The following is a 19,502-nucleotide window of genomic DNA, read 5'->3' on the forward strand; positions in this document are numbered from 1 at the left end:
GCCATGGAGGAGGTCAAGCATGAGATCGTGATCGTCCGCCGCCGCAGCGCCTTCGCCGAGGAGGCGCATCACGGCGGCGTCTGGAAGATCGCCTATGCGGACTTCATGACCGCGATGATGGCGTTCTTCCTGGTCATGTGGCTGCTCAACGCGCTCAACCAGGACCAGAAGCAGGTCGTCGCGAGCTATTTCAATCCGATCAAGCTCGCTGAGAACTCACCTGCCCCAAAGGGCCTCAAGGATCTCTCCAACAAGGAGCCGTCGTCGTTCGAAGGCCAGGACGGCAAGCGTCAGCCGGCCGGTACGAACGAGGAAAGGCGCGGCGATTCTCCGACGGCTGAGAAGCCGGCCTCTTTCGAGGAGAAGGTCCTGTTCCGTGACCCCTATGCGACGCTCGCCGAGATCGCCAACAGCGCGAACCAGTCGACGGGCCAGCGGCGCGCCGGCGCTCTGACCTCCGCTGAAGAGGACGGCCTCAAGGGAGGCGATGCCTATCGCGATCCATTCGATCCGGGCTATTGGAAGCTGGCGCCACAGGCGTCCAAGGACGCCGATCGCTTCATCGAGAGCGAGCCGAAGCCGAATGCCTCCGCGCGAGACGGCGCAGCCGGAGCAAATCCGGGCGAGGTGCAGGCGCGCCGGAGCAGGACGGATGATGCCGGCGGCAACGTGGCTCCGGGCCCGGAGAGCTCGTCCGCAAGCCTGTCGCCGCTGATGCCGCCGGGCGCCGCACCGACGCAGTCGCCGCGCGAGGGCAGCGCCCAAGCTGGCGTCCAGGTGAGCACCGCCCCGCAGGCTCGTCCCAACGATGCGGCGAAGGAGCCGGAGGCGCGCGACGCGGCGCAAACACAGCAGCCCACCCTCAAGCAGCTTCAGTCCGCGGTCGCGGAGGCGCTGTCGGACATCAAAGCAGGGGCGGGGCCGGCGGCCGAGGTGCGTCAGGTCGAGGAAGGGCTCCTGGTCAGCCTCACCGACGATGCGAGCTTCGGCATGTTCGCGGTCGGCTCGGCGGAGCCGCGGCCCGAGCTGATCCACGTGATCGACAAGATCGGGCCGCTGCTGATGAAGCGCCAGGGCATGATCATCGTCCGCGGGCATACCGACAATCGGCCGTATCGATCGGAAACCTACGACAATTGGAGGCTGTCGACCGCGCGTGCGCAGATGGCCTATTACATGTTGGTCCGTTCCGGCGTCGATGCGCGGCGGATCGAGCATATCGAAGGTTACGCCGATCGGCGGCCGAAGCTCCCGAACGATCCGGCGGCCGCCCAGAACCGCCGGATCGAAATCCTGATCCGGGAGAAGCGACCTTGATCAGGCTGCTGCGCCGCGCCGTCTTGCTGCTGCCGTTCATCGCGGCAAATGCGCTTGCCCAGCCTGCACCCCAGGGCAGCGAACCCTATGAGCTCGTCCGCGCGCTGCAAGCGGTGCAGGACGGCATCGCCAATGGCGACACCGCCGCACATGGCAGTCATATCGCGCTGATCCGGCAAATCGGCGAGAAGTTTCTCGCGGCCGATCCCGCGGTGTGGAGCAATCCGCGGAACGGCCAGGCGGTCGTTATCTACCTGCTCAGCGGCGGTGCGCCGCAAATCGTCCGCAAACTGCCGCGCGACAAGTTGAACGTCGACGAGCGGCTGTTCAACGGTGCGCTCGCCTATGTCGAGGGTCGCCAAGAGGAAGCACGGGAGCTGCTCAAGGAGATCAAGCCGCGGACGATTCCTTCGGGACTGGGCGGACAGGTCGCGCTGGTTCAGGGCGCGCTGTTCGCGCGCGCCGAGGCCTCGCTCGCGATCGAGCGCCTGGACGATGCGCGCCTGCTGTTGCCCGGCACGCTGGTCGAGGAGGCGGCCCTGCGGCGCGAGATCCTGCTGGTGGGGCAGGCGGAGGATTTCGAGAAGTTCGAGTTCCTGACGCTGGCCTATATCCGCCATTACCGCAACTCGATCTATGCGGGCGATTTCTGGCAGCGCTTCTCCGCGGGGCTGACGCAATCGAGCCTGGCACTCGACGAGCGCCGCTTTGCGCGGATCTCAGCCTTGCTCGAGCAGATCGATCGCGCCAGCCGCCTCAAGCTCTATCTCATGATGGCGCGCGCCGCGATGGTGCGCGGACGGCTGACCGTGACCCGGCTGGCCGGCGAGCGGGCATTGACCCTCAGCGCGGATACATCGGCGGAACGCGAGCGCGCCCATTTCCTCCGCGGCGCCTCGCGCGTGCTCACCGACGAATATGACGGCGGTCTCGCCGAACTGAAGGCGCTCGACCGGTCGAAGCTGCCCGAACGCGACGTCCCCCTTCTCAATGCCACGGTGCAGCTCGCGCTCGACGTCCGCAAGCCGTTCGCGGGCGGATCCGCCGCGGCGGCGGATAAGCCCCCGGCAACGCCGGCGCGACTCGATCTGGCGTCATCGACCGCGACGCTCGCACGCGCGCAGAAGCAGCTCGGGGAGCTCGAACTCCTGACCAAGGATCGCCGGCCATGACCAAGCTCAGCGGAACCTCCGGACAGCTCTTCAACGGTCTCGCCGAGAGTCTCAACATGCGCGGGTCGCGCGCGGCAAAGGGTGCCGCGACCAAACCACAGACGAACTCGTCCTTCAACGATCTGCTCCACACCGTCTCGAATCTCGCCAAGCAGGCGCTGAGCGAAGACGGCAGCGAGGCGGCCGCGAAGACCGGAACGCTGCGCACGCGTTCGATCCATCCGGCCGAGCAGGAGCAGCCGAAGGAGGCGGCGCTGCGCGAACGCGTCGCGACCATTGCTGATCCAAAGTCCATGGACGAGACCTCCGACACCAAGTCCGACAAGCTGGCGGAGCAACCACGTCCGGTCGATCATCTCACCGGGACAGATCGCCAGGATCAATCCGGCATCGCTGTGATGGTCGGGCAGGAGATCGCTGCTGTGTCTGCCGTGAAACCGCAGATGCAAGTGCCCTCCGCAGACAAGGACGCGCCCGCGCGTGACGAGCGGTCGCCCTCGGCGAAGCACGAGGCACCGGGCGCGGTGAAGGCGGCGACCGGCGATGCCGGTCCATCCAGTCCTGCCCCGGCCGGCGCGCGCTCGCAGGCGGCGGCTTCGCAAGCGATGGCGGCGTCGCAATCTGCGCTGACGCAAGGTGCGGAAGCCTCGAGCGCAAGGCCGGCATCACCCGGCTTCGAGGCGGTTACGGCCGATGTCGAGCGCGCTGCCAAGGCTTCGGCGCGCGCCGCGCTACCCGAGACAACCAAGGTCACCGTGGTCCAGCAGGAAACCCATCTGCCACCGGCGCAGTTCAACGCCCCGCAGCAGGTTGCCAATGCAGTCGTCGCCGAGCTGAAGGAGTCCTCGGCACCGGCTGCGTCCGCGGCACCCGATCTCGCCGCATCCCAGACCAACGCACCGGATCAGCCGCTCAGGATCCTGACGGTCAATCTCGAACCGCCCGCCCTCGGCAACGTCACGGTGCGCCTGCGTCTCGTCGGCACCGAAGTGTCCGTCCAGCTCGCGGCCGAGCGCAAGGACACGAGCCAGATGCTCGACCAGCAGCGCGACCAGATCCGCGAGCTCATGCAGTCGGCCGGCTACGTCGCCGACGTCGCGCCGGTCCAGCACGGCTCGCTGGACGGATTCCAGAGCGGCTCCGGCCAGTCCCAGCCCCAGCTCTCGGGCCAGCAACAATCCTCGCCGCAGTCGCAAGGCGCGTTCGGCGGTGCCGGCACGTCGTCGGGGCAATCCGACGGCGGCGCGAAACAGGCTCGCCAGGAGCGCCAGTTCAACCAGGAGACGCGTCATGAGCAGGACGTGGCGCCGCATCACCGTCGCGGCCCTGTTTATCTGTAACGCGAGCGCTTCGGAAGCCGCCGCCGAGACTGCGCGCCCCTGCGAGCGCGAGATGACGCGCGCGGCCCGGCAGCATGGGATTCCGCTCGGCATTCTCTATGCGGTGGGCCTCACCGAGACCGGCCGGCGCGGCGCGCTCCATCCTTACGCGCTCGGGGCCGACGGCCAGACCGTGTTCGCCAAGGACATCAACGATGCAATCGCGAATTTCGAGGCGATGCGCAGCAAAGGCATCAAGCTGATCGATCTCGGCTGCATGCAGATCAACCATTATTATCACGGCGACAAGTTCGCTTCGGTCCGGGCGATGTTCGATCCCGCGGGGAACGTCGAATACGCCGCGCGGTTCCTGAAGGAGTTGAAGCAGCGCGAGGGCAGCTGGACCATGGCTGTCGCGCGCTACAACGCGGGTCCCAACAATCAGCCGGCGCAGAAGCGCTATGTCTGTCACATCGTTGCGCATCTCGTCTCGAGCGGTTTCGGCGCGTGGACGGACAAGGCGCGCTCGTTCTGCCAGCCCAAGACGAGCTGAAGCAGAGCTGACCGGACCACGACAAGTTGTGCATCGCGCCCAATCATCAGCCCCGCGCAAGCAAGAACCCCCATTGTAGCTGCAACCTACCAAAGGAGCCCAATTCATGAGCCTGTATGGTGTTATGCGCACCGGCGTTTCCGGGATGAACGCGCAGTCCAACAAGCTGTCGACGGTCTCGGACAACATCGCCAACGTCAACACGACGGGCTACAAGCGGGCTTCCACGGAATTCTCCTCGCTGATCCTGAAGAGCGGCTCCGGCAATTACGATTCCGGCGCGGTCGAAACCAAGGTCCGCTATGCCATCAGCGACGGCGGCAATACGCAGTATACCACGTCGACCACGGACCTCCGCGTCCAGGGCAATGGCTTCTTCGTGGTGTCGAACGCCAACAACACGCAGCAATATCTGACGCGGGCCGGCTCGTTCGTGCCCGACAGCCAGGGCAATCTGGTCAACGCGGCCGGCTTCTATCTTCTCGGCCAGCCGGGCAACGTGAGCAATTTCTCGCAGAACAGCCTGTCCGGCATGCAGATCGTCAACATCGCCCAGGTCTCGCAGGTGCCGGTGCCGTCAACGGCGGGAACGCTCACCACCGGCAATTTGGATCCGAAAGCGGCTGTCATTGCTGGTCCGCCCGGCCCGGCGTCATATTCATCGAAGAGCTCGATCGTGGCCTACAACAATATCGGCCAGGCCGTTACGCTCGACGTCTATATGTCCCACACGGCGACGGCTGCCGGCTCGGATACCTGGCAGATCGGGGTCTACGACTCCGCGACAGGCACCTCGCTCGGCGCCGCCACCACTTTCACCTTCGACACCACGGCGGCCGGCAGGGGCGCGCTCGCCGCGGCGAGCCCGACCGGTCTCGCCTTCACCGTTCCCGGAGGTGCGGCGATGACCTTTGACCTGTCGAACTTGACCCAGGTCGGCACCGACTTCAGCTTCAAGGCCACTGTCAATGGCAGCGTTCCCTCGGCGATCGACAAGGTCGATATCGACGATGCCGGCCATGTGACGGCGATCCTCAAGAACGGGCAGCAGCTGACGCTCTACACCATCATGCTCGCCGACGTCGCGAGCCCCGACAATCTGACGCCCGAGCCCGGCAACGTCTATTCGACCAACATGAATTCCGGCAACGCGCAGGTCGGAAATGCCGGCACGGGTGGGCTCGGCACGATCCAGTCCAGTGCCCTGGAGGACTCCAACGTCGACCTTGCGGACGAACTCACCGGCATGATCGAGGCCCAGCGCGGCTTCACGGCGAACTCGAAATCGTTCCAGACCGGCTCGGATCTGCTGGATGTCGTCGTCAACTTGAAGCGCTGAATTCCTCGGCGCTCGTTTCGGGCAAGAGCACGCCATGTCGCTTACCGCCGCTCTCAACTCGGCTCGCTCCTCGCTCATGGCGTCGAGCGTTCAGTCGTCGGTCATCTCGCGCAACATCGCCGGTGCCAGCGCCACCGGCTATTCGCGCAAGCTCACCATGCTGGACAATCTGCCCGGCGCCGGCGTCTATGTCGCGGCGATCCAGCGCGCCGCCAGCTCGGGCCTCTACAACAACGTCCTGATCGCGACCTCGTCGTCCGCCAAGCAGACCGCGATCTATGACGGCCTGCAGAAGATCGCCACCGCGACGGTGGACGATCCGGAGCTCGACCAGTCGCCGACGGCGCAGCTCAACGCGCTGAAGCAGGCGTTGCAGAAATATGCCAACGCCCCTGACAACGCCACCCTGGCGCAGGCGGCCGTCGCGTCCGCCAAGGACATGGCGACCGCGCTCAACCAGGCGACCCGGACCGTGCAGTCGGTCCGCGAAAGCGCCGATGCCGACATGAAGACGTCGGTTCAGAATATCAACCAGTTGCTCTCCCGGTTCGAGACCGTGAACACCGCGATCGTGAAAGGCACGATCTCCGGCGACGACATCACCGACTATCTCGATCAGCGCGACAGCATCGTCTCGCAACTGTCGCAGGAGGTCGGCGTCAACATGTCGATCCGCCCCAACGGCGACGCGGCGCTCTACGCTGACAGCGGCGTGGTGCTGTTCGACAAGACGGCGCGGACGGTGAGCTTTGCGCCGACGAATGCCTACACCGCCGGCACCACGGGCAACGCCGTCTACATCGACGGGGTCCCGGTGACCGGCGCCAATTCGGTGATGCCGCTGAAGTCGGGCAAGCTCGCAGGCCTCGCCCAGCTGCGCGACCAGGACACCGTCACCTATCAGGGCCAGCTCGACGAAATCGCGCGCGGCCTGATCAATACGTTCAGGGAAAGCGATCAGACCGCCGCGGCGCTGCCCGACGTTCCCGGTCTCTTCACCTATCCGGGCGCGCCGGCGATGCCGGCGAGCGCGACCGTCTCGGTGGGCCTCGCCGGCACGATCTCGGTCGCGGCCTCGGTCGATCCGAGCCTGGGCGGCAACCCGAATTTGCTACGCGACGGCGCGATCAGCGGCAACCCCGCCTACCAATACAACACCGCCGGCAACGGCGGCTATTCGGCCCGACTGCAGCAGCTCATCGGCGGCATGGATGCCGCGCAGCCGTTCGATGCAACGACGCAAGGCAAGCCGAGCGGCAGCCTGATCGACTTCGCATCATCATCGGCGAGCTGGATCGAAAACCAGCGCAAGACCGCCGACGCCAATTCCGAGTACCAGAGCACATTGCTCAACCGCAGCATCACGGCGTTGTCAAACGTCAACGGCGTCAACATGGACGACGAAATGGCCTTGATGCTCCAGGTCGAGCGAACCTATTCGGCCTCGTCGAAGATCATCTCGACCGTCGATGAAATGCTGCAGAGCCTGCTGGCCGCCGTGGGGAACTGAGCCATGATGAGCGCGAATTACGTTTCCACCCTGATGCTGTCCTCGTCGTTGAGGTATTCGATCACGAACAACCAGGCGGCGCTGAGCAAGGCCTCGACCGAAGCGACCACCGGCCGCTTCTACGACGTTGGTCTGGAACTCGGTGCGACGACGGGAAGCGACCTCACGCTGCGGGCGGACTGGAGCTTTGCCGACCAGCTCGTCGACACCAACGGTCTCGTCTCGGGACGCCTGGACGTGACGCAGAACAGGATCACCCAGCTCAACAAGACCGCGACCGACTTCCTCAAGGATCTGATCGCGGCCCGCAGCACCGACGGCGGCGGGCGGGTCATCCTGCCGCCTGCATCCTCCAATCTCCAGGACCTGATCGGCGCGTTGAATGTCTCCTATAACGGCTCGTCGCTGTTCTCGGGCATCAACACGCAGAACGCGCCCATCACGCCGTACGCCGCGGGCTCGGCCAGCAAGAACCAGGTCGATGCCGATTTTCTCGCGGCCTTCGGCTTCCCGCAATCCTCGCCCGCCGTGGCCACCATTACGCCGGCCCAGATGCAGACCTTCCTGGACACCACCTTCGATGCCGGGTTCGCGAGCCCGGCCTGGAACACCAACTGGTCCTCGGCGACGGACCAGACCATGCAAAGCCGAATCTCCACCACCGAGATCGCGGACACGTCAGTGAGCGCCAACGAGATCGGCTTCCGCAGGCTCGCCGAGGCCTACACCATGATGGCCGATCTCGGGAATGTGAAGCTGAGCCAGGAGACGTTCCAGGTCATCGTGGACAAGGCCATCGGCCTCGTCGGCAACGCCATCAACGATCTCGCTGCGCTCGGCGGCAGCGTCGGCACGGTCCAGCAGCGGGTCACCACCGCAACCGCCAAGCTCAAGACGCAGCAGGACATTCTGAACAATCAGATCGTCGGAATGGAAGCGGTCGATCCGACCGAAGCCTCGGTCCGGGTCAATACGCTGCAGACGCAGATCCAGACTGCACTGGCGCTCACCTCGCAGCTCCAGAAGATCAGCCTCATCAATTATCTCTGAGCCAAGGCTGCGCTGTCAGGCTCGTAACCTTTGTCCAGTTGTTCGGTTTTCTGCGAAGAGTGGTCCTGATGACGTTTGAAGCCTATGAAGCGGTCGTTGACGAAAGTGGCTATGAGGCGCGCAGCCGGGAGCGGCAGGCGCTCAGCCTCGGCATCGACCGGCTCGAGCGGATCCAGAAGGGGCGTTTCAGCCCCGAGGATCAGGTCGAGAGCCTGCTCTATGTGCGGCGGCTGTGGACGATCTTCATCGAGGATCTCGCGCACCCGGACAACGGCCTGCCGGACAAGCTGCGTGCCGACATCATCTCGATCGGCCTGTGGGTGGTCAAGGAAGCCGATCGTCTCCGCGAGCAGCGGTCCAGCGACGTGGTGCAGCTCATCGAAATCAACCGCCTGATCCGAGACGCGCTTTAATGAAGATCTCCTTGCGCGCGGGCGAACGGGTCTACATCAACGGCGCGGTGCTCCGCGTCGACCGCAAGGTCTCCGTCGAGCTCGTCAACGACGTGATGTTCCTGCTCGAAGGGCAGGTCATGCAGGCGTCCGACGCCACCACGGCCCTGCGGCAGCTCTATTTCATCGTCCAGCTCATGCTGATGAACCCGACGGACGTTCGCGACGCTGCGGCGCTCTACGCCCAGCATCACGCGGCCCTGTGTGCCGTTTGCGAGAACCGCGAGATGCTCGGTGGGCTCGGCGCGATCCACGAACTGGTTGGGGCGACCCGCTATTTCGAGGCGCTCAAGCGGATTCGCGCGTTGTTTCCGGTGGAGCAGGCCATCCTGGCCGGCGCCGCCGCCGTTTCCCCAGTCGAAGCTGCCTGACAGCGGAGAGACAAGATGAACGTCACCAGCGCGACCGACAGCACCAGCAGATCCAGTTCGACCGACACCAACTCGACGACGTCGAGCAACAGCGTGGACTACAACACGTTTCTCCAGCTCCTCATCGCCCAGATGAAGAACCAGGATCCGACCAATCCCATGGACACCGCGCAGTATATGAGCCAGTTCGCCCAGCTCTCGACGGTCGAGCAGGCGATGCAGACGAATGCGAAGCTGGACGCGCTGCTGTCCTCGCAGTCCTTGTCGCAGGCCAACGGGCTGATCGGGAAGACGGTCAGCTTCACCGACTCGACCGGCGCGACCTTCAGCGGCAAGGTCGTCTCGGTCTCCATCAACAGCGACGGCTCCATCGCGACGCTTCAGGACGGCACCAAGGTCGCGGTCGGACCGGGCCTCACGATCAGCCAGTCATGAACGAGCGGGACGCCCTCGATATCGTCCAGGCGGCGATCTGGACCATCATCGTCGCCTCCGGGCCTGCGGTCGGCGCAGCCATGCTGGTCGGCACCGTCATCGCGCTGATCCAGGCGCTGACCCAGATCCAGGAGGTGACGCTGACCTTTGTTCCGAAGATCATCGTCATTCTCCTGGTCGTTGCCGTCTCCGGCTCCTTCATCGGCGCGCATCTGTCGACCTTCACTGAGATGGTCTATTCCAGGATCGAGCGCGGCTTCTGATCCGGACGGCCCGGCACCATCCCCGCGTAAGCTTTGCGCGGCAGATTGCGGGCGGACCCCTCTGCCGGTGACCCAATGGCCGATACGTTAGCTGCTAGCCCGCCCAATCAGCGCCGCCTCGGAACGGATGCCTTTTTCGCCGCCGGCATCGTGACCATGCTCACGATCCTGTTCCTGCCGATTCCTCCGATCCTGATCGACCTCGGCCTCGCGTTCTCGATCGCGCTTTCGGCCCTGATCCTGATGGTGGCGCTGTGGATTCAGCGCCCGCTCGACTTCTCTGCTTTCCCGACCGTTCTGCTGATCGCGACGATCCTGCGCCTGGCGCTGAACATCGCGACGACGCGCCTGATCCTGTCACGGGGCGGGGAGGGTGAACATGCGGCGGGCCATGTCGTTGCAGGCTTCTCGAAGTTCGTCATGGGCGGCGACTTCGTGATCGGTCTCATCATCTTCGCGATCCTGGTGACGGTGAATTTCGTCGTGATCACCAAGGGCGCGACGCGTATCGCCGAAGTCGGCGCCCGTTTCACCCTGGACGCCATCCCGGGCAAGCAGATGGCGATCGATGCGGACCTGTCCGCCGGCTTGATCGACGACAAGGAAGCGCAGCGACGGCGCCGCGAGCTCGAAGAGGAGAGCGCGTTCTTCGGCGCCATGGACGGCGCCTCGAAATTCGTCCGTGGCGACGCCATTGCCGGTCTCATCATCACCGCGATCAACATCTTCGGCGGCATCGTCATCGGCGTCACCCATCACGGATTGACTCTGTCCCGCGCGGCCGACGTCTACACCAAGCTCTCCGTCGGCGATGGTCTGGTGTCGCAGATGCCGGCGCTGATCGTGTCGCTGTCGGCGGGCCTCCTGGTCTCCAAGGGCGGCACCACGGGCTCGGCGGAGCAGGCGGTGCTGCGGCAGCTCGGCGGCTATCCGCGCGCGGTGTCGGCCGCCGCGCTGATGATGTTCGTGCTCGCTTTGATGCCGGGACTGCCGATGGCGCCGTTTGTGCTGCTTGGGGGTGTCATGGCCTTCGTCGGCTATTCGTTGCCGAAGCGGCAGGCTGCGCTGAAGCAGAAGGAGGAGGCCCGCAAGGCCGACGAGCGCGCGCAGGCTGAGGCCAAGGAGTCCGTCAAGGAGCAGCTCAAGACCGCCGAGATCGAGCTGGCGCTCGGCGGCCACCTTTCAATCCATCTGTTGGGCTCGCGCACCGAGCTTGCCCACCGCGTGGCCAAGATCCGCAAGAAATTCGCCAAGCAGTACGGCTTCGTCATTCCCGAGATCAAGCTCACGGACAATCTGTCGATCGATCCTAAGAGCTACCAGATAAGGATTCACGACACGCGCGTTGCCCATGGCGAGCTCAGGCTCGGCGAGGTGCTGGTGCTGGTCGATAAGGACGGCAAGCCCGACGTGCCGGGCGACGAGGTGATCGAGCCTGCGTTCGGCATGAAGGCGCTGTGGGTGACGGAAGCCTTCACCGACGAAGTCAAGCGGCAGGGCTGCAAGCCGGTCGACAATCTGTCGGTGCTGCTCACGCATTTGAGCGAAGTGATCAGGGCGAACCTTGCCCAGCTGCTGTCCTACAAGGACATGCGTGCCCTGCTCGACCGGCTCGATCCCGAATACAAGCGCCTGGTCGAGGATCTCTGCCCGTCGCAGATCTCCTATTCGGGCCTGCTGGCGATCCTGAAGATCCTGCTTGCCGAGCGAGTCTCCATTCGCAATCTTCACCTGATCCTCGAGGCGATCGCCGAGATCGCGCCCCATGTGCGGCGCTCCGAGCAGGTGGCGGAGCACGTTCGGACCCGGCTCGCCCAGCAGATCTGCGGCGATCTCTCCGACAATGGCGTGCTCAACGTGGTTCGTCTCGGTAACCGCTGGGACCTCGCTTTCCACCAGAGCCTGAAGCGCGATGCCAAGGGGGACGTCGTCGAGTTCGACGCAGACCCGCGCCTGATCGAGCAGTTCGCGACCGAAGCCAGCGCCGCGATCCGGAAATTCACCGAGAGCGGCACCAGCGTGGTGCTGGCAGTGACGCCGGAAGCGCGCCCCTATGTCCGGATGATCCTGGAGCGGGTGTTCCCGACTTTGCCGATCCTGTCGCATGTCGAAGTCGCGCGCAGCGCCGAGATCAGGGCGCTCGGAGCCATATCGTGATCTCAGGGCTCGCCGACAGCGTGCTGGTGACGTTCATCGTGTTTTGCCGCATCGGCGCCTGCCTGATGCTGGTGCCCGGCTATTCCAGCGTCAACGTTCCGCCCCAGGTGCGCCTGTTCGTCGCACTGGTCACGACGTTTGCACTGACGCCGATCCTGATTGCCGTCCTGAAGCCGCTCACGGACAACGCGGCTCCCCTGACGCTCGCGCTCCTGATCTGCTCCGAGCTCGTGGTCGGCAGTGTCATCGGGCTCGGCGGGCGCGTGTTCTTCCTCGCCCTCCAGACCATGGCGACCATGATGGCGAGCGCGATCGGGCTGAGCAACATCCCGGGCACACCGATCGCCGACACCGATCCGGCGCCGGCCCTGGTGCCGCTGATCATGGCGGCCGTCACCACGCTGTTCTTCATGACCGACCAGCACTGGCAGGTGCTGCGCGGGCTGATGAACTCCTACGACGTCTGGAAGCCCGGCAGCAGGCTGGGCGGCAGCGTCGCGCTCGAGCTGCTCGTCGGCCGCCTTTCGGAAGCGTTCGTGCTGACGCTGCGGATCTCGAGCCCTTTCATCGTCTATTCGGTCATCGTCAACCTGGCGGTCGGCCTGATCAACAAGCTGACGCCGGCCATTCCGGTCTATTTCATCTCGGTGCCCTTCGTGCTGTTCGGCGGCTTCCTGCTGCTCTACCTCACCAGCGACGAGCTGCTGACGCAGTTCATGCTGGGCGTGTCGTCGTGGCTGGCGGAGTGACCGGGTCATGACATCGCGCGCGGACAAGCTCGGCCGGATGGTCTCGCTGGTGAAGCTGCAGCTCCGGCTCTCCGAATGGCAGCTCGCGCAATTGCGGCAGCAGGAGCGCAGCCTGCAGGACGAGCAGGAATGGCTGGTCGGAGCCTTGAACGATGGAAAGCCGCCGGCGGGATCGTCGAACGAATCGATCGCGCGGCGTCTCAACAGGGCGAGCGTCGGCGCCCGTGCGGTGCAGGCGCAGGCCGCGCAGCAGCTCGACCAGGTTCGCCGGGAGACCCGCCGCGTGAAACAGCTGGAGGAGGTCGCCAAGGCCGCACTCGCAGACAAGCTCCGCGATGCCGAGAAGCGCTCGCTCGAGGACATGACGGGAACGAGCCTTACCGTGCACGCCTGGACGCCACAGCCAGCCAACCGGAACAAGACATGATCGTGACAGCGACGCCCGACCTCGTCCTCGACGTCCTCGAAGCCGCGGACCCCGCGACGCAGCGCGCCGCGACCGCGAAGCTCGACGCGCTGAAATCGTCGGACGCCGATTTCGCCGCCACGATGGAGGCGGAAGTCGGCAAGGCCAAAGCGGCGACCGCCGATCAAGCCGCGGCGAAAGACGCGGAAGCGCAGTCGGGTGCCGTGAATGGCGCGCCGGTGCAGGTGATCAAGGCGCCGGCATCCGGCGAGATTTACCGGAAGTTCGAGGCCTTCATCCTCCAGACCTTCGTCGAGACGATGTTGCCGAAGGAGTCGGAGGAGGTCTTTGGCAAGGGCACGGCTGGCGGCGTCTGGAAGTCGATGCTTGCAGAGCAGCTCGGCAGTCAGCTGGCAAAGGGCAACGGTGTCGGCATCGCCCGGCAGCTCGCCGCCGCGCATCCGGCTGGACCGGACGCAGCGAAGGCCAAATCATGATCCGCGAACGGGTGACAGAAGTTGAGAGGTGAATTTCCAATGCAGGCACAAGAAGGCGCGGTGGCCGTGGCGATGGACCAGGCGGTCGCGGACACCGACATGGTGACGACGGAAGCCGCAGCGAGCGATGCGCTGCTGCCCGTGCTGCTGCCGATCGGGGGTGACGAGGCAAGGGTCGACGCCGCGGACAGGGTGAGATCGGACGAGATGCGTGGCCTGCTGGCCGCAATCCGCCGGCTCGCAGGTATCGTCGAGGAGGAGACGACAGCGCTCGCGACCGGCCAAAAGATCGATTTCGACGATTTCAGCGCGCGGAAGAGCCGGAGCATGCTCGAGTTCGTCCGCCTGATGCGGGCGCGGATGCACCTCGGCGGCGAGGTCGAGATCACCGAGGAGATTCAGCGGCTGCGCGAGAAGCTCGAGCGGAATCGGTCCATTCTGGAGATGCACTACGACGCGGTCCGCGAAGTCGCGAGCATCATCGTCAAGGCGGTCAAGGACGCCGAGTCCGACGGCACCTATACCGGTCGCACGGCGCAGGACGGAAAATGATCAGGCTGGTGCTGGCCGGGCTCTGGGTATGCATCCTCACGGCGGGCACGAGCTATGCCGTCGCCTATTGGAAGGAGAAGGGCAGCCTGCTGCCGGCGAAGGACGAATATCTCGAAGGGTTGCAATATCACAAGACGCGGGCGCTGAGCGTGCCGATGGTCGAGAACGGCAATGTCCAGGGCTACATCGTCGCGCGCTTCGTCTACACCATGGAGGCGCGGACCATGCACCAGCTGAACGTCCCGCCGGAGCCGTTCGTCGTCGACGAGGCCTTCCGCAGGATCTATGCCGACGATCGTCTCGACTTCAGGAAGCTCGCCCGTTACGACCTCGCCATCCTGACGACGGCCATCAAGCAGCGCGTCAACGAACGGATGCAGGGTGACATTGTCCAGGACGTCCTGGTCGAGGACTTCAACTACGTCTCCAAGGAAGAATTCCAGCAGAAGCCGTAGCTCTTTTCTGCGGCCATCCTTCGAGAGGCCGCTACGCGGCTCCTCAGGATGAGGACGGAATGCGCGGCGCCAGTCTCAGCGCGCACCGCGGCCGATTAGCCTCATCCTGAGGAGGCGCGTCAGCGCCGTCTCGAAGGACGAGGCGTGCGCTCAGCTCGCCGCCAAAAGTGTAACGGCCTCCGCGAAGCTGCTTCGCAGAGGCCGTTGCCGGTTCGTGGCGCTGTCCTGCCGTGTCAGTTGCCGGCCGGGTATGCCGCGGGGGCGGCCTGCGTCCTGTTCAGTAGGATGCCGACGTCCTCGAGCTCCTGCACCGGCTCGTCGAGAGTTTCGCCCGCCGGGATGTTGAGGCGGTAGCCGACGTAACGCCTTGCCACGATCGCGTCGAAGCCGAGGCGGTCGCGGAGCTTCTTGCGCAGCTTGCTGACGTGGCTCTCGATCACGCTCTCGTCGAAGGTGGACTCGAAGATGCCGTAGACCGCATTGAAGATCTGCGTCTTGGTGATCCACTTGCCGTGGTTGGCCACCATATATTCGAGAATGCGCAGTTCGCGGCGGGGCAGGGTGAGGGCGTGGCCCGCGATTTCGGGATCACGGCCGTTGAAGAAGACCTGGATCCTGCTCTCGCAGGGCCTCGGCAGCTCGCCCACCCGGCGGCGCGCGATCGCGGCCGTTCGTGCCAGGATCTCGCGCAGGTGGATCGGCACGTGCACGACGTCGTCCACGCCCGATTCGAACAGCTCCAGCGTGTTCTTGAGCATCTTCTGGCCGCTCATGGCAATGATGGGAGCCGAGGAGCGCTTGCGCATCGCCCGCGGCAGGCTTCCGCGGGCATCGCAATCGCCGAGGAGAAAAGCGTCCACCGCCGCCAGATCGGACTCGCTCGCAGATTGCAGCCAGTCCCAGAATTCTCCGGAGGAGAAGCCGATCGACGATACGCCTTCGCGAACGAGCCCTCCGACATAGCTGTTCGCGACGCTCTCACGATCATCAACGATAATATACATCAGTCTTTCGCCCCTGTTTCGCACTTGTTGCGGCCGGTTGGTTGTTGTGATGCGCCGGCTCGGCAACGATGCTGTTTGACGACATTCCATCCCGCGAACCGTTGTTGTGGTTTCGATATTCGCGGGCAGCCCTACGCGTTCAGTGCCTGCGTCTCGCAGGCCTGTTACTTCAACTCGATACTGAAACGCTTACTGCGTGAGGCTCGGCGGGTGTCTTACTGATCACCTCGCGGAGCAGATTGAGAAACGACCTAGAACAGTTGCGCCAAGTTGCTCATCGCGTCCGAACACTGCTGAACCATGTCGATCTCCTCGCCAACTGGCGAGAATCACTTGAGTAGAACCGTAGCGATTGCCGATTCCCGATCAAGCGTGCGAAAGAAAGCGATTGCTACACGCACTTGATGCTGTTGATTTGTTTCTGGTTGTTTCTTGATGCATCGAAACGTATCAGTTGATTTTGATACTGAACTAGTTTTGCATTGTGATGGTTGTATAGTTCCGCATCCCCGTACAATTACAGCTATTTCGGGTGGTGCTCCGAGGCACGCACATTGATGGGTTTTCAACCCCGGATTGACTCTGGAACTCGCTTTTCCGCATGCGGAAGTTCGACTCACGTCTGCGCCGCGCCTCCAGCTTGATGAAATCTTGGCGAGTGTGTGTCTTTCGAGTCGCACTATCGCCACGTGTATGGCGCAATCGACTCATGCGACGTCGCATCACGCGCGATGAACGGCTTTCGACCCGCACGTTTCAGGCAAGCTTCGACAGATAACGTCGTCGCTCGACAGACCGAACCGAACGGAGCATTTTCATATGTTGTCCGATGGACAAGCTCGTCCCAACGCGACCGCGGACGCTTCCGCGGCGGCGAAGCCAGCGCCGGAGGCGAGCGATTCAATGGACAACGCGGCGCGGACGACCAAGCCTGCCGCGAGTGCAAAGCGCGTATCGGCGACGGCGAGCGACGAGGCTCTCGCAAAGGAGGCACTCGACGGCTTGAAGCGGATTCGTGCCAAGGCCCGCCTCGACAAGATGGCGATCCCGAAGCCGGCGCCGGTCGTGATCAAGCCGGCCGTGATCGTGGCGAAGCCGCCGCCACCCCGTCCGACCTGGGTCGCGCCGCTCGCAACTCTGGCGGTCGCTGCCATGCTGGTGGTCTGCGCCTGCACCGGCGTGATCGCCTATCTCACCACCCAGCCCGCGCCAAACAACGTTGCGGCCAATGCGGAGATCAGGATTCTGCGCGAGACCGTCGCGCAACTGCGCAAGCAAGTGTCGGGCGTGTCTGAAAACCTCGATGGCTTGCGGACCGCGGTCGATCAATCCAGCAAGGTCACGAACGATCGCTTCGGCCGGTTTGCCGAGAATCTCGACCGGATCGAGCGGGTGAGCTCGTCCTCTACGGTGAAGCTCGACAAGCTCGCTCAGGTGCAAGCCCAAGCCCAAGCTCCCGCGCCGGCGACGGTGCAGACGCAGCCGGTGTCAGCGCAAGGGCCGATGATGGCCGCGGTCGCCGCGCCCGAATTCACGGGATCGGTGCCTGCACCCGAGCGTGCATTGGCGCCGCGCAAGGCGATCAAGGGCTGGTCGGTCCGTCAGGCCTATGAGGGAATTGCGATCCTGCAGGGCCCGAACGGTGTCATCGAAGCCGTGCTGGGACAACAGGTGCCCGGTCTTGGCCGCATCGAAGAGATCAGGAACGAGAACGGGCGCCTGGTGGTGGAATCAAGCGGCGGCGTCATCTATTCGTCGCGCAAGGCAACGCCCTGAACGAGCCGCCTTTTATTGGCGGTGATGCTCGAAGCTGGTGCACAGCAGATCGACCTCCGCTTCGGCGATCGGTGCGCGAAACAGGCGGCAGCTGAACTCGGCCGTCGTCTTGCTGTCGGTATTGGCGCGATCCTCCCGCAGGAAGATGCACCGCTTGCAGACGTCGGTGTGGTGCCGCTGCTCGGCGGCATCGGAGTGGTCCAGCACGTGCCGGAACGTGTCGCGGAAGCGGATCTTGACCTCGTCGTCCAGAACGCCAATCGCTTCGATGAGGACGTTGACGGGATCGCGCACCAGGAACTTCTTGCCCTGCTGGGTCACGCTCAACGTCACCGAACGCTTGTCCGTGGCCGAGCGCTTCCGCTCGAGATAACCGAGCCGCTCGAGCTCGCCGATGATGAACGAGGCGGTGCCGCGCGTGGTGCCGACGTAGCTCGCCAGCGCCGAGGGGGTTCGGGAAAATCGGTTGGCGCGGGAGAGGAAGCGCAGCGCCATCCATTCGCGGTCGCGCAAACCGTGCTTGGTGCCTTCGAACCACAGGATGCGTGCGGCCTGCTCCAACAGTTCAATCGATTCACGAGCCAAATTCATTTCAGTTCCAGGTCGCATAAACGTTTATTCAATTGGGCCTCGGGTAGCGCAATCGGGGCGGACGAGAATGAGACCCGCTCGCGCTCCGCCGTCCGTTGCGGGCGAGCATCGCGCGTCGCGGGAAGAAGCCTCTACGTTTCCGAAGATGGAACTTCCGGCCGTGGAACTAGGGTGTCACAAAGAAAGACCGGGTAAATCGCGCGGCCAAGATCCTCCGAAAATTTCAATCAAATGACGGCGGTTCGCACGTGATTTGGTGATGATGAGCGATGCGTAAGCAACATGATGTGTCACCATCGTCGCTGCGATTGCTATTTGTTGCGGCAGAGCCTGTCGGGTCTGCGCTCAGGCGCATTCTGCGCAGCGCCAAGCGGCCTGGCCGGCAGGCAAAGAACCATTCCTTTCGGTTAATGGATGTTGCGGTGCAGTGCAGCCAGGCGGTTAAGTCCGGTACACGGCCCACGCTCCGGCGGGCAGCGGACACCGGCGCTCGCTAACGAAGGGATGAAGTGGTGAGCCGCGTGCTCGCAGGCTGGTGACTTGCGTTTATCCGGCAATTACTGGCGAATGCGGCGCCCGAGGGGCATCAGCATGGGAATCAGGAATGGGAAGATCGATGAGCTTTGAAACCACCATGACATCCGACGTCGTTGGACTGACGAAAGTTGCCCCGCTCTCGCGCCGCGGATTCATGAGCGCCACCGCTGCCGTCGCCGCTGGCTACACGCTCGCGGCCGGTCCGGTCCGGGCCGACATCATCACGACGGATACCAGCGGCCTCCAGGCCGGCGATGCCAAGATCAAGGTCGGCTCTGAGGAAATGCCCGCCTATTTCGCCCGCCCGGCCGGCAACGCCAAGGCGCCGGTGGTCATCGTGGCGATGGAAATCTTTGGGCTGCACGAATACATCCGGGACGTGACGCGCCGCCTTGCCAAGCTCGGCGCGTTCGCAGTGGCGCCCGACTATTATTTCCGCAAGGGCATCGACCTGACCAAGGTCACGGATATCAAGGAGCTGCTGCCGGTGGTGAATGCGAAGCCGGACGCAGAGCTGTTGTCGGATCTGGACGCGACGGTCGCCTGGGCAGGATCGAAAGGCGGCGACACGACGAAGCTCGGCATCATCGGCTTCTGCCGGGGTGGCCGCACGGTCTGGGAGTATGCCGCCCACAGCGGTGCGCTCAAGGCGGGCGTTGCCTTCTACGGGACCTTGGTCGATCCAGCCAACCCGTTATGGCCGAAGAGCCCGCTGCAGCTCGCGCCCGAGATGAAGGCGCCGGTGCTCGGCCTCTATGGTGGCGCCGATACCGGCATTCCCGCCGCGCAGGTCGAGCAGATGAAGGCCGCGCTCGAGCAGAGCAAGAAGACGGCCGACTTCAAGATCTACCCCGAAGCGCCGCACGGCTTCCATGCCGACTATCGCGGCAGCTACCGCAAGGACGCCGCGGAAGATGCCTGGAAGCAGGCAGAGGCCTGGTTCAGGAAATACGGCGTGTTGAGCTGACGGTCAATCAAGAGGGCGGCCCAAGTGGCC

The 19,502-nt window shown here is 64.3% G+C and carries 21 protein-coding genes; 19 read left to right on the top strand and 2 right to left on the bottom strand.

Features of this window, described 5'->3' with window-relative positions:
* Positions 1 to 3 precede the first annotated feature (3 nt).
* The 17 genes from I6F33_RS09345 to I6F33_RS09425 all read left to right on the top strand — a co-directional run bounded on the left by I6F33_RS09345 (position 4) and on the right by I6F33_RS09425 (position 14,597).
* Complete coding sequence (locus I6F33_RS09345; protein ID WP_225142128.1) at positions 4 to 1,317, top strand: MotB family protein; 1,314 nt, start codon at positions 4 to 6, stop codon at positions 1,315 to 1,317.
* Positions 1,314 to 2,489 (top strand): chemotaxis protein, encoded by a 1,176-nt coding sequence (locus I6F33_RS09350; protein WP_036007028.1) that lies wholly within the window; start codon positions 1,314 to 1,316, stop codon positions 2,487 to 2,489. The genes I6F33_RS09345 and I6F33_RS09350 overlap by 4 nt, the downstream gene beginning before the upstream one ends.
* Entirely contained in the window at positions 2,486 to 3,829 is a 1,344-nt protein-coding gene (locus I6F33_RS09355) for a flagellar hook-length control protein FliK (protein WP_225142130.1), read from the top strand. The genes I6F33_RS09350 and I6F33_RS09355 overlap by 4 nt, the downstream gene beginning before the upstream one ends.
* The gene (locus I6F33_RS09360) at positions 3,780 to 4,361 is read left to right on the top strand and encodes a transglycosylase SLT domain-containing protein (RefSeq protein WP_057030130.1); all 582 of its coding nucleotides are present in this window, start codon (positions 3,780 to 3,782) and stop codon (positions 4,359 to 4,361) included. Before I6F33_RS09355 ends, I6F33_RS09360 begins: the two co-directional genes overlap by 50 nt.
* 106 nt (positions 4,362 to 4,467) lie before the next feature.
* Positions 4,468 to 5,700, top strand: coding sequence for a flagellar hook protein FlgE (locus tag I6F33_RS09365; RefSeq protein ID WP_109144812.1), 1,233 nt, complete (start codon positions 4,468 to 4,470; stop codon positions 5,698 to 5,700).
* Between the two features lie 34 nt (positions 5,701 to 5,734).
* Positions 5,735 to 7,210 (top strand): flagellar hook-associated protein FlgK, encoded by a 1,476-nt coding sequence (gene flgK, locus I6F33_RS09370; RefSeq protein ID WP_036007035.1) that lies wholly within the window; start codon positions 5,735 to 5,737, stop codon positions 7,208 to 7,210.
* A 3-nt stretch (positions 7,211 to 7,213) separates the two neighbouring features.
* Positions 7,214 to 8,260, top strand: coding sequence for a flagellar hook-associated family protein (locus I6F33_RS09375; RefSeq protein WP_225142132.1), 1,047 nt, complete (start codon positions 7,214 to 7,216; stop codon positions 8,258 to 8,260).
* 68 nt (positions 8,261 to 8,328) lie between these two features.
* On the top strand, positions 8,329 to 8,673 hold the full coding sequence (flaF, locus tag I6F33_RS09380; RefSeq protein WP_193760441.1) for a flagellar biosynthesis regulator FlaF: 345 nt from the start codon (positions 8,329 to 8,331) through the stop codon (positions 8,671 to 8,673).
* Complete coding sequence (flbT, locus tag I6F33_RS09385) at positions 8,673 to 9,083, top strand: flagellar biosynthesis repressor FlbT (RefSeq protein ID WP_036027412.1); 411 nt, start codon at positions 8,673 to 8,675, stop codon at positions 9,081 to 9,083. Before flaF ends, flbT begins: the two co-directional genes overlap by 1 nt.
* A gap of 15 nt (positions 9,084 to 9,098) precedes the next feature.
* Positions 9,099 to 9,518, top strand: a complete 420-nt coding sequence (gene flgD / locus I6F33_RS09390; protein WP_036007048.1) for a flagellar hook assembly protein FlgD — start codon at positions 9,099 to 9,101, stop codon at positions 9,516 to 9,518.
* Positions 9,515 to 9,781 carry a flagellar biosynthesis protein FliQ gene (fliQ, locus tag I6F33_RS09395; protein WP_025034323.1) on the top strand — a complete coding sequence of 89 codons (267 nt, stop codon included), beginning with the start codon at positions 9,515 to 9,517 and terminating at the stop codon, positions 9,779 to 9,781. The genes flgD and fliQ overlap by 4 nt, the downstream gene beginning before the upstream one ends.
* Positions 9,782 to 9,856: 75 nt before the next feature.
* Positions 9,857 to 11,938, top strand: coding sequence for a flagellar biosynthesis protein FlhA (gene flhA / locus I6F33_RS09400; protein WP_036027411.1), 2,082 nt, complete (start codon positions 9,857 to 9,859; stop codon positions 11,936 to 11,938).
* Entirely contained in the window at positions 11,935 to 12,687 is a 753-nt protein-coding gene (gene fliR, locus I6F33_RS09405) for a flagellar biosynthesis protein FliR (RefSeq protein ID WP_036007054.1), read from the top strand. The genes flhA and fliR overlap by 4 nt, the downstream gene beginning before the upstream one ends.
* A 7-nt stretch (positions 12,688 to 12,694) precedes the next feature.
* On the top strand, positions 12,695 to 13,114 hold the full coding sequence (locus tag I6F33_RS09410) for a hypothetical protein (RefSeq protein ID WP_036007058.1): 420 nt from the start codon (positions 12,695 to 12,697) through the stop codon (positions 13,112 to 13,114).
* On the top strand, positions 13,111 to 13,590 hold the full coding sequence (locus I6F33_RS09415; protein ID WP_036027409.1) for a rod-binding protein: 480 nt from the start codon (positions 13,111 to 13,113) through the stop codon (positions 13,588 to 13,590). Before I6F33_RS09410 ends, I6F33_RS09415 begins: the two co-directional genes overlap by 4 nt.
* Positions 13,591 to 13,629: 39 nt before the next feature.
* Positions 13,630 to 14,142, top strand: coding sequence for a flagellar biosynthesis protein FlgN (locus I6F33_RS09420; protein WP_225142134.1), 513 nt, complete (start codon positions 13,630 to 13,632; stop codon positions 14,140 to 14,142).
* Positions 14,139 to 14,597 carry a hypothetical protein gene (locus I6F33_RS09425; protein WP_036007081.1) on the top strand — a complete coding sequence of 153 codons (459 nt, stop codon included), beginning with the start codon at positions 14,139 to 14,141 and terminating at the stop codon, positions 14,595 to 14,597. Before I6F33_RS09420 ends, I6F33_RS09425 begins: the two co-directional genes overlap by 4 nt.
* A 233-nt stretch (positions 14,598 to 14,830) precedes the next feature.
* On the opposite strand, the gene I6F33_RS09430 is transcribed toward I6F33_RS09425, so the two are convergent.
* Positions 14,831 to 15,601: a response regulator transcription factor gene (locus I6F33_RS09430; RefSeq protein ID WP_036027407.1), complete on the bottom strand. Its 771-nt coding sequence runs from the start codon at positions 15,599 to 15,601 to the stop codon at positions 14,831 to 14,833.
* Positions 15,602 to 16,420: 819 nt separating this feature from the next.
* On the opposite strand from I6F33_RS09430, the gene I6F33_RS09435 reads away from it, so the two are divergent.
* A complete protein-coding gene (locus I6F33_RS09435; protein ID WP_036027405.1) occupies positions 16,421 to 17,377 on the top strand; it encodes a hypothetical protein in 957 nt (318 codons plus the stop codon).
* A gap of 12 nt (positions 17,378 to 17,389) precedes the next feature.
* On the opposite strand, the gene I6F33_RS09440 is transcribed toward I6F33_RS09435, so the two are convergent.
* Positions 17,390 to 17,968: a MarR family winged helix-turn-helix transcriptional regulator gene (locus I6F33_RS09440; RefSeq protein ID WP_036007089.1), complete on the bottom strand. Its 579-nt coding sequence runs from the start codon at positions 17,966 to 17,968 to the stop codon at positions 17,390 to 17,392.
* Between the two features lie 616 nt (positions 17,969 to 18,584).
* Here I6F33_RS09440 and I6F33_RS09445 point away from each other — a divergent pair.
* Positions 18,585 to 19,472 (top strand): dienelactone hydrolase family protein, encoded by an 888-nt coding sequence (locus I6F33_RS09445; RefSeq protein ID WP_225126155.1) that lies wholly within the window; start codon positions 18,585 to 18,587, stop codon positions 19,470 to 19,472.
* Positions 19,473 to 19,502 lie beyond the last annotated feature (30 nt).

The organism is Bradyrhizobium sp. BRP20 (genome assembly GCF_020194215.1).
GTDB classification, from domain to species: Bacteria; Pseudomonadota; Alphaproteobacteria; order Rhizobiales; family Xanthobacteraceae; genus Bradyrhizobium; species Bradyrhizobium yuanmingense.

Bases quoted from the DNA above. Each gene is read 5' to 3' on its own strand.
- I6F33_RS09345 (WP_225142128.1), top strand. From the start codon at position 4: ATGGAGGAGGTCAAGCATGAGATCGTGATCGTCCGCCGCCGCAGCGCC.
- I6F33_RS09355 (WP_225142130.1), top strand. From the start codon at position 2,486: ATGACCAAGCTCAGCGGAACCTCCGGACAGCTCTTCAACGGTCTCGCC.
- I6F33_RS09360 (WP_057030130.1), top strand. From the start codon at position 3,780: ATGAGCAGGACGTGGCGCCGCATCACCGTCGCGGCCCTGTTTATCTGT.
- I6F33_RS09365 (WP_109144812.1), top strand. From the start codon at position 4,468: ATGAGCCTGTATGGTGTTATGCGCACCGGCGTTTCCGGGATGAACGCG.
- flgK (WP_036007035.1), top strand. From the start codon at position 5,735: ATGTCGCTTACCGCCGCTCTCAACTCGGCTCGCTCCTCGCTCATGGCG.
- I6F33_RS09375 (WP_225142132.1), top strand. From the start codon at position 7,214: ATGATGAGCGCGAATTACGTTTCCACCCTGATGCTGTCCTCGTCGTTG.
- flaF (WP_193760441.1), top strand. From the start codon at position 8,329: ATGACGTTTGAAGCCTATGAAGCGGTCGTTGACGAAAGTGGCTATGAG.
- flbT (WP_036027412.1), top strand. From the start codon at position 8,673: ATGAAGATCTCCTTGCGCGCGGGCGAACGGGTCTACATCAACGGCGCG.
- flgD (WP_036007048.1), top strand. From the start codon at position 9,099: ATGAACGTCACCAGCGCGACCGACAGCACCAGCAGATCCAGTTCGACC.
- fliQ (WP_025034323.1), top strand. From the start codon at position 9,515: ATGAACGAGCGGGACGCCCTCGATATCGTCCAGGCGGCGATCTGGACC.
- flhA (WP_036027411.1), top strand. From the start codon at position 9,857: ATGGCCGATACGTTAGCTGCTAGCCCGCCCAATCAGCGCCGCCTCGGA.
- I6F33_RS09410 (WP_036007058.1), top strand. From the start codon at position 12,695: ATGACATCGCGCGCGGACAAGCTCGGCCGGATGGTCTCGCTGGTGAAG.
- I6F33_RS09415 (WP_036027409.1), top strand. From the start codon at position 13,111: ATGATCGTGACAGCGACGCCCGACCTCGTCCTCGACGTCCTCGAAGCC.
- I6F33_RS09420 (WP_225142134.1), top strand. From the start codon at position 13,630: ATGCAGGCACAAGAAGGCGCGGTGGCCGTGGCGATGGACCAGGCGGTC.
- I6F33_RS09425 (WP_036007081.1), top strand. From the start codon at position 14,139: ATGATCAGGCTGGTGCTGGCCGGGCTCTGGGTATGCATCCTCACGGCG.
- I6F33_RS09430 (WP_036027407.1), bottom strand. From the start codon at position 15,601: ATGTATATTATCGTTGATGATCGTGAGAGCGTCGCGAACAGCTATGTC.
- I6F33_RS09435 (WP_036027405.1), top strand. From the start codon at position 16,421: ATGTTGTCCGATGGACAAGCTCGTCCCAACGCGACCGCGGACGCTTCC.
- I6F33_RS09440 (WP_036007089.1), bottom strand. From the start codon at position 17,968: ATGAATTTGGCTCGTGAATCGATTGAACTGTTGGAGCAGGCCGCACGC.
- I6F33_RS09445 (WP_225126155.1), top strand. From the start codon at position 18,585: ATGAGCTTTGAAACCACCATGACATCCGACGTCGTTGGACTGACGAAA.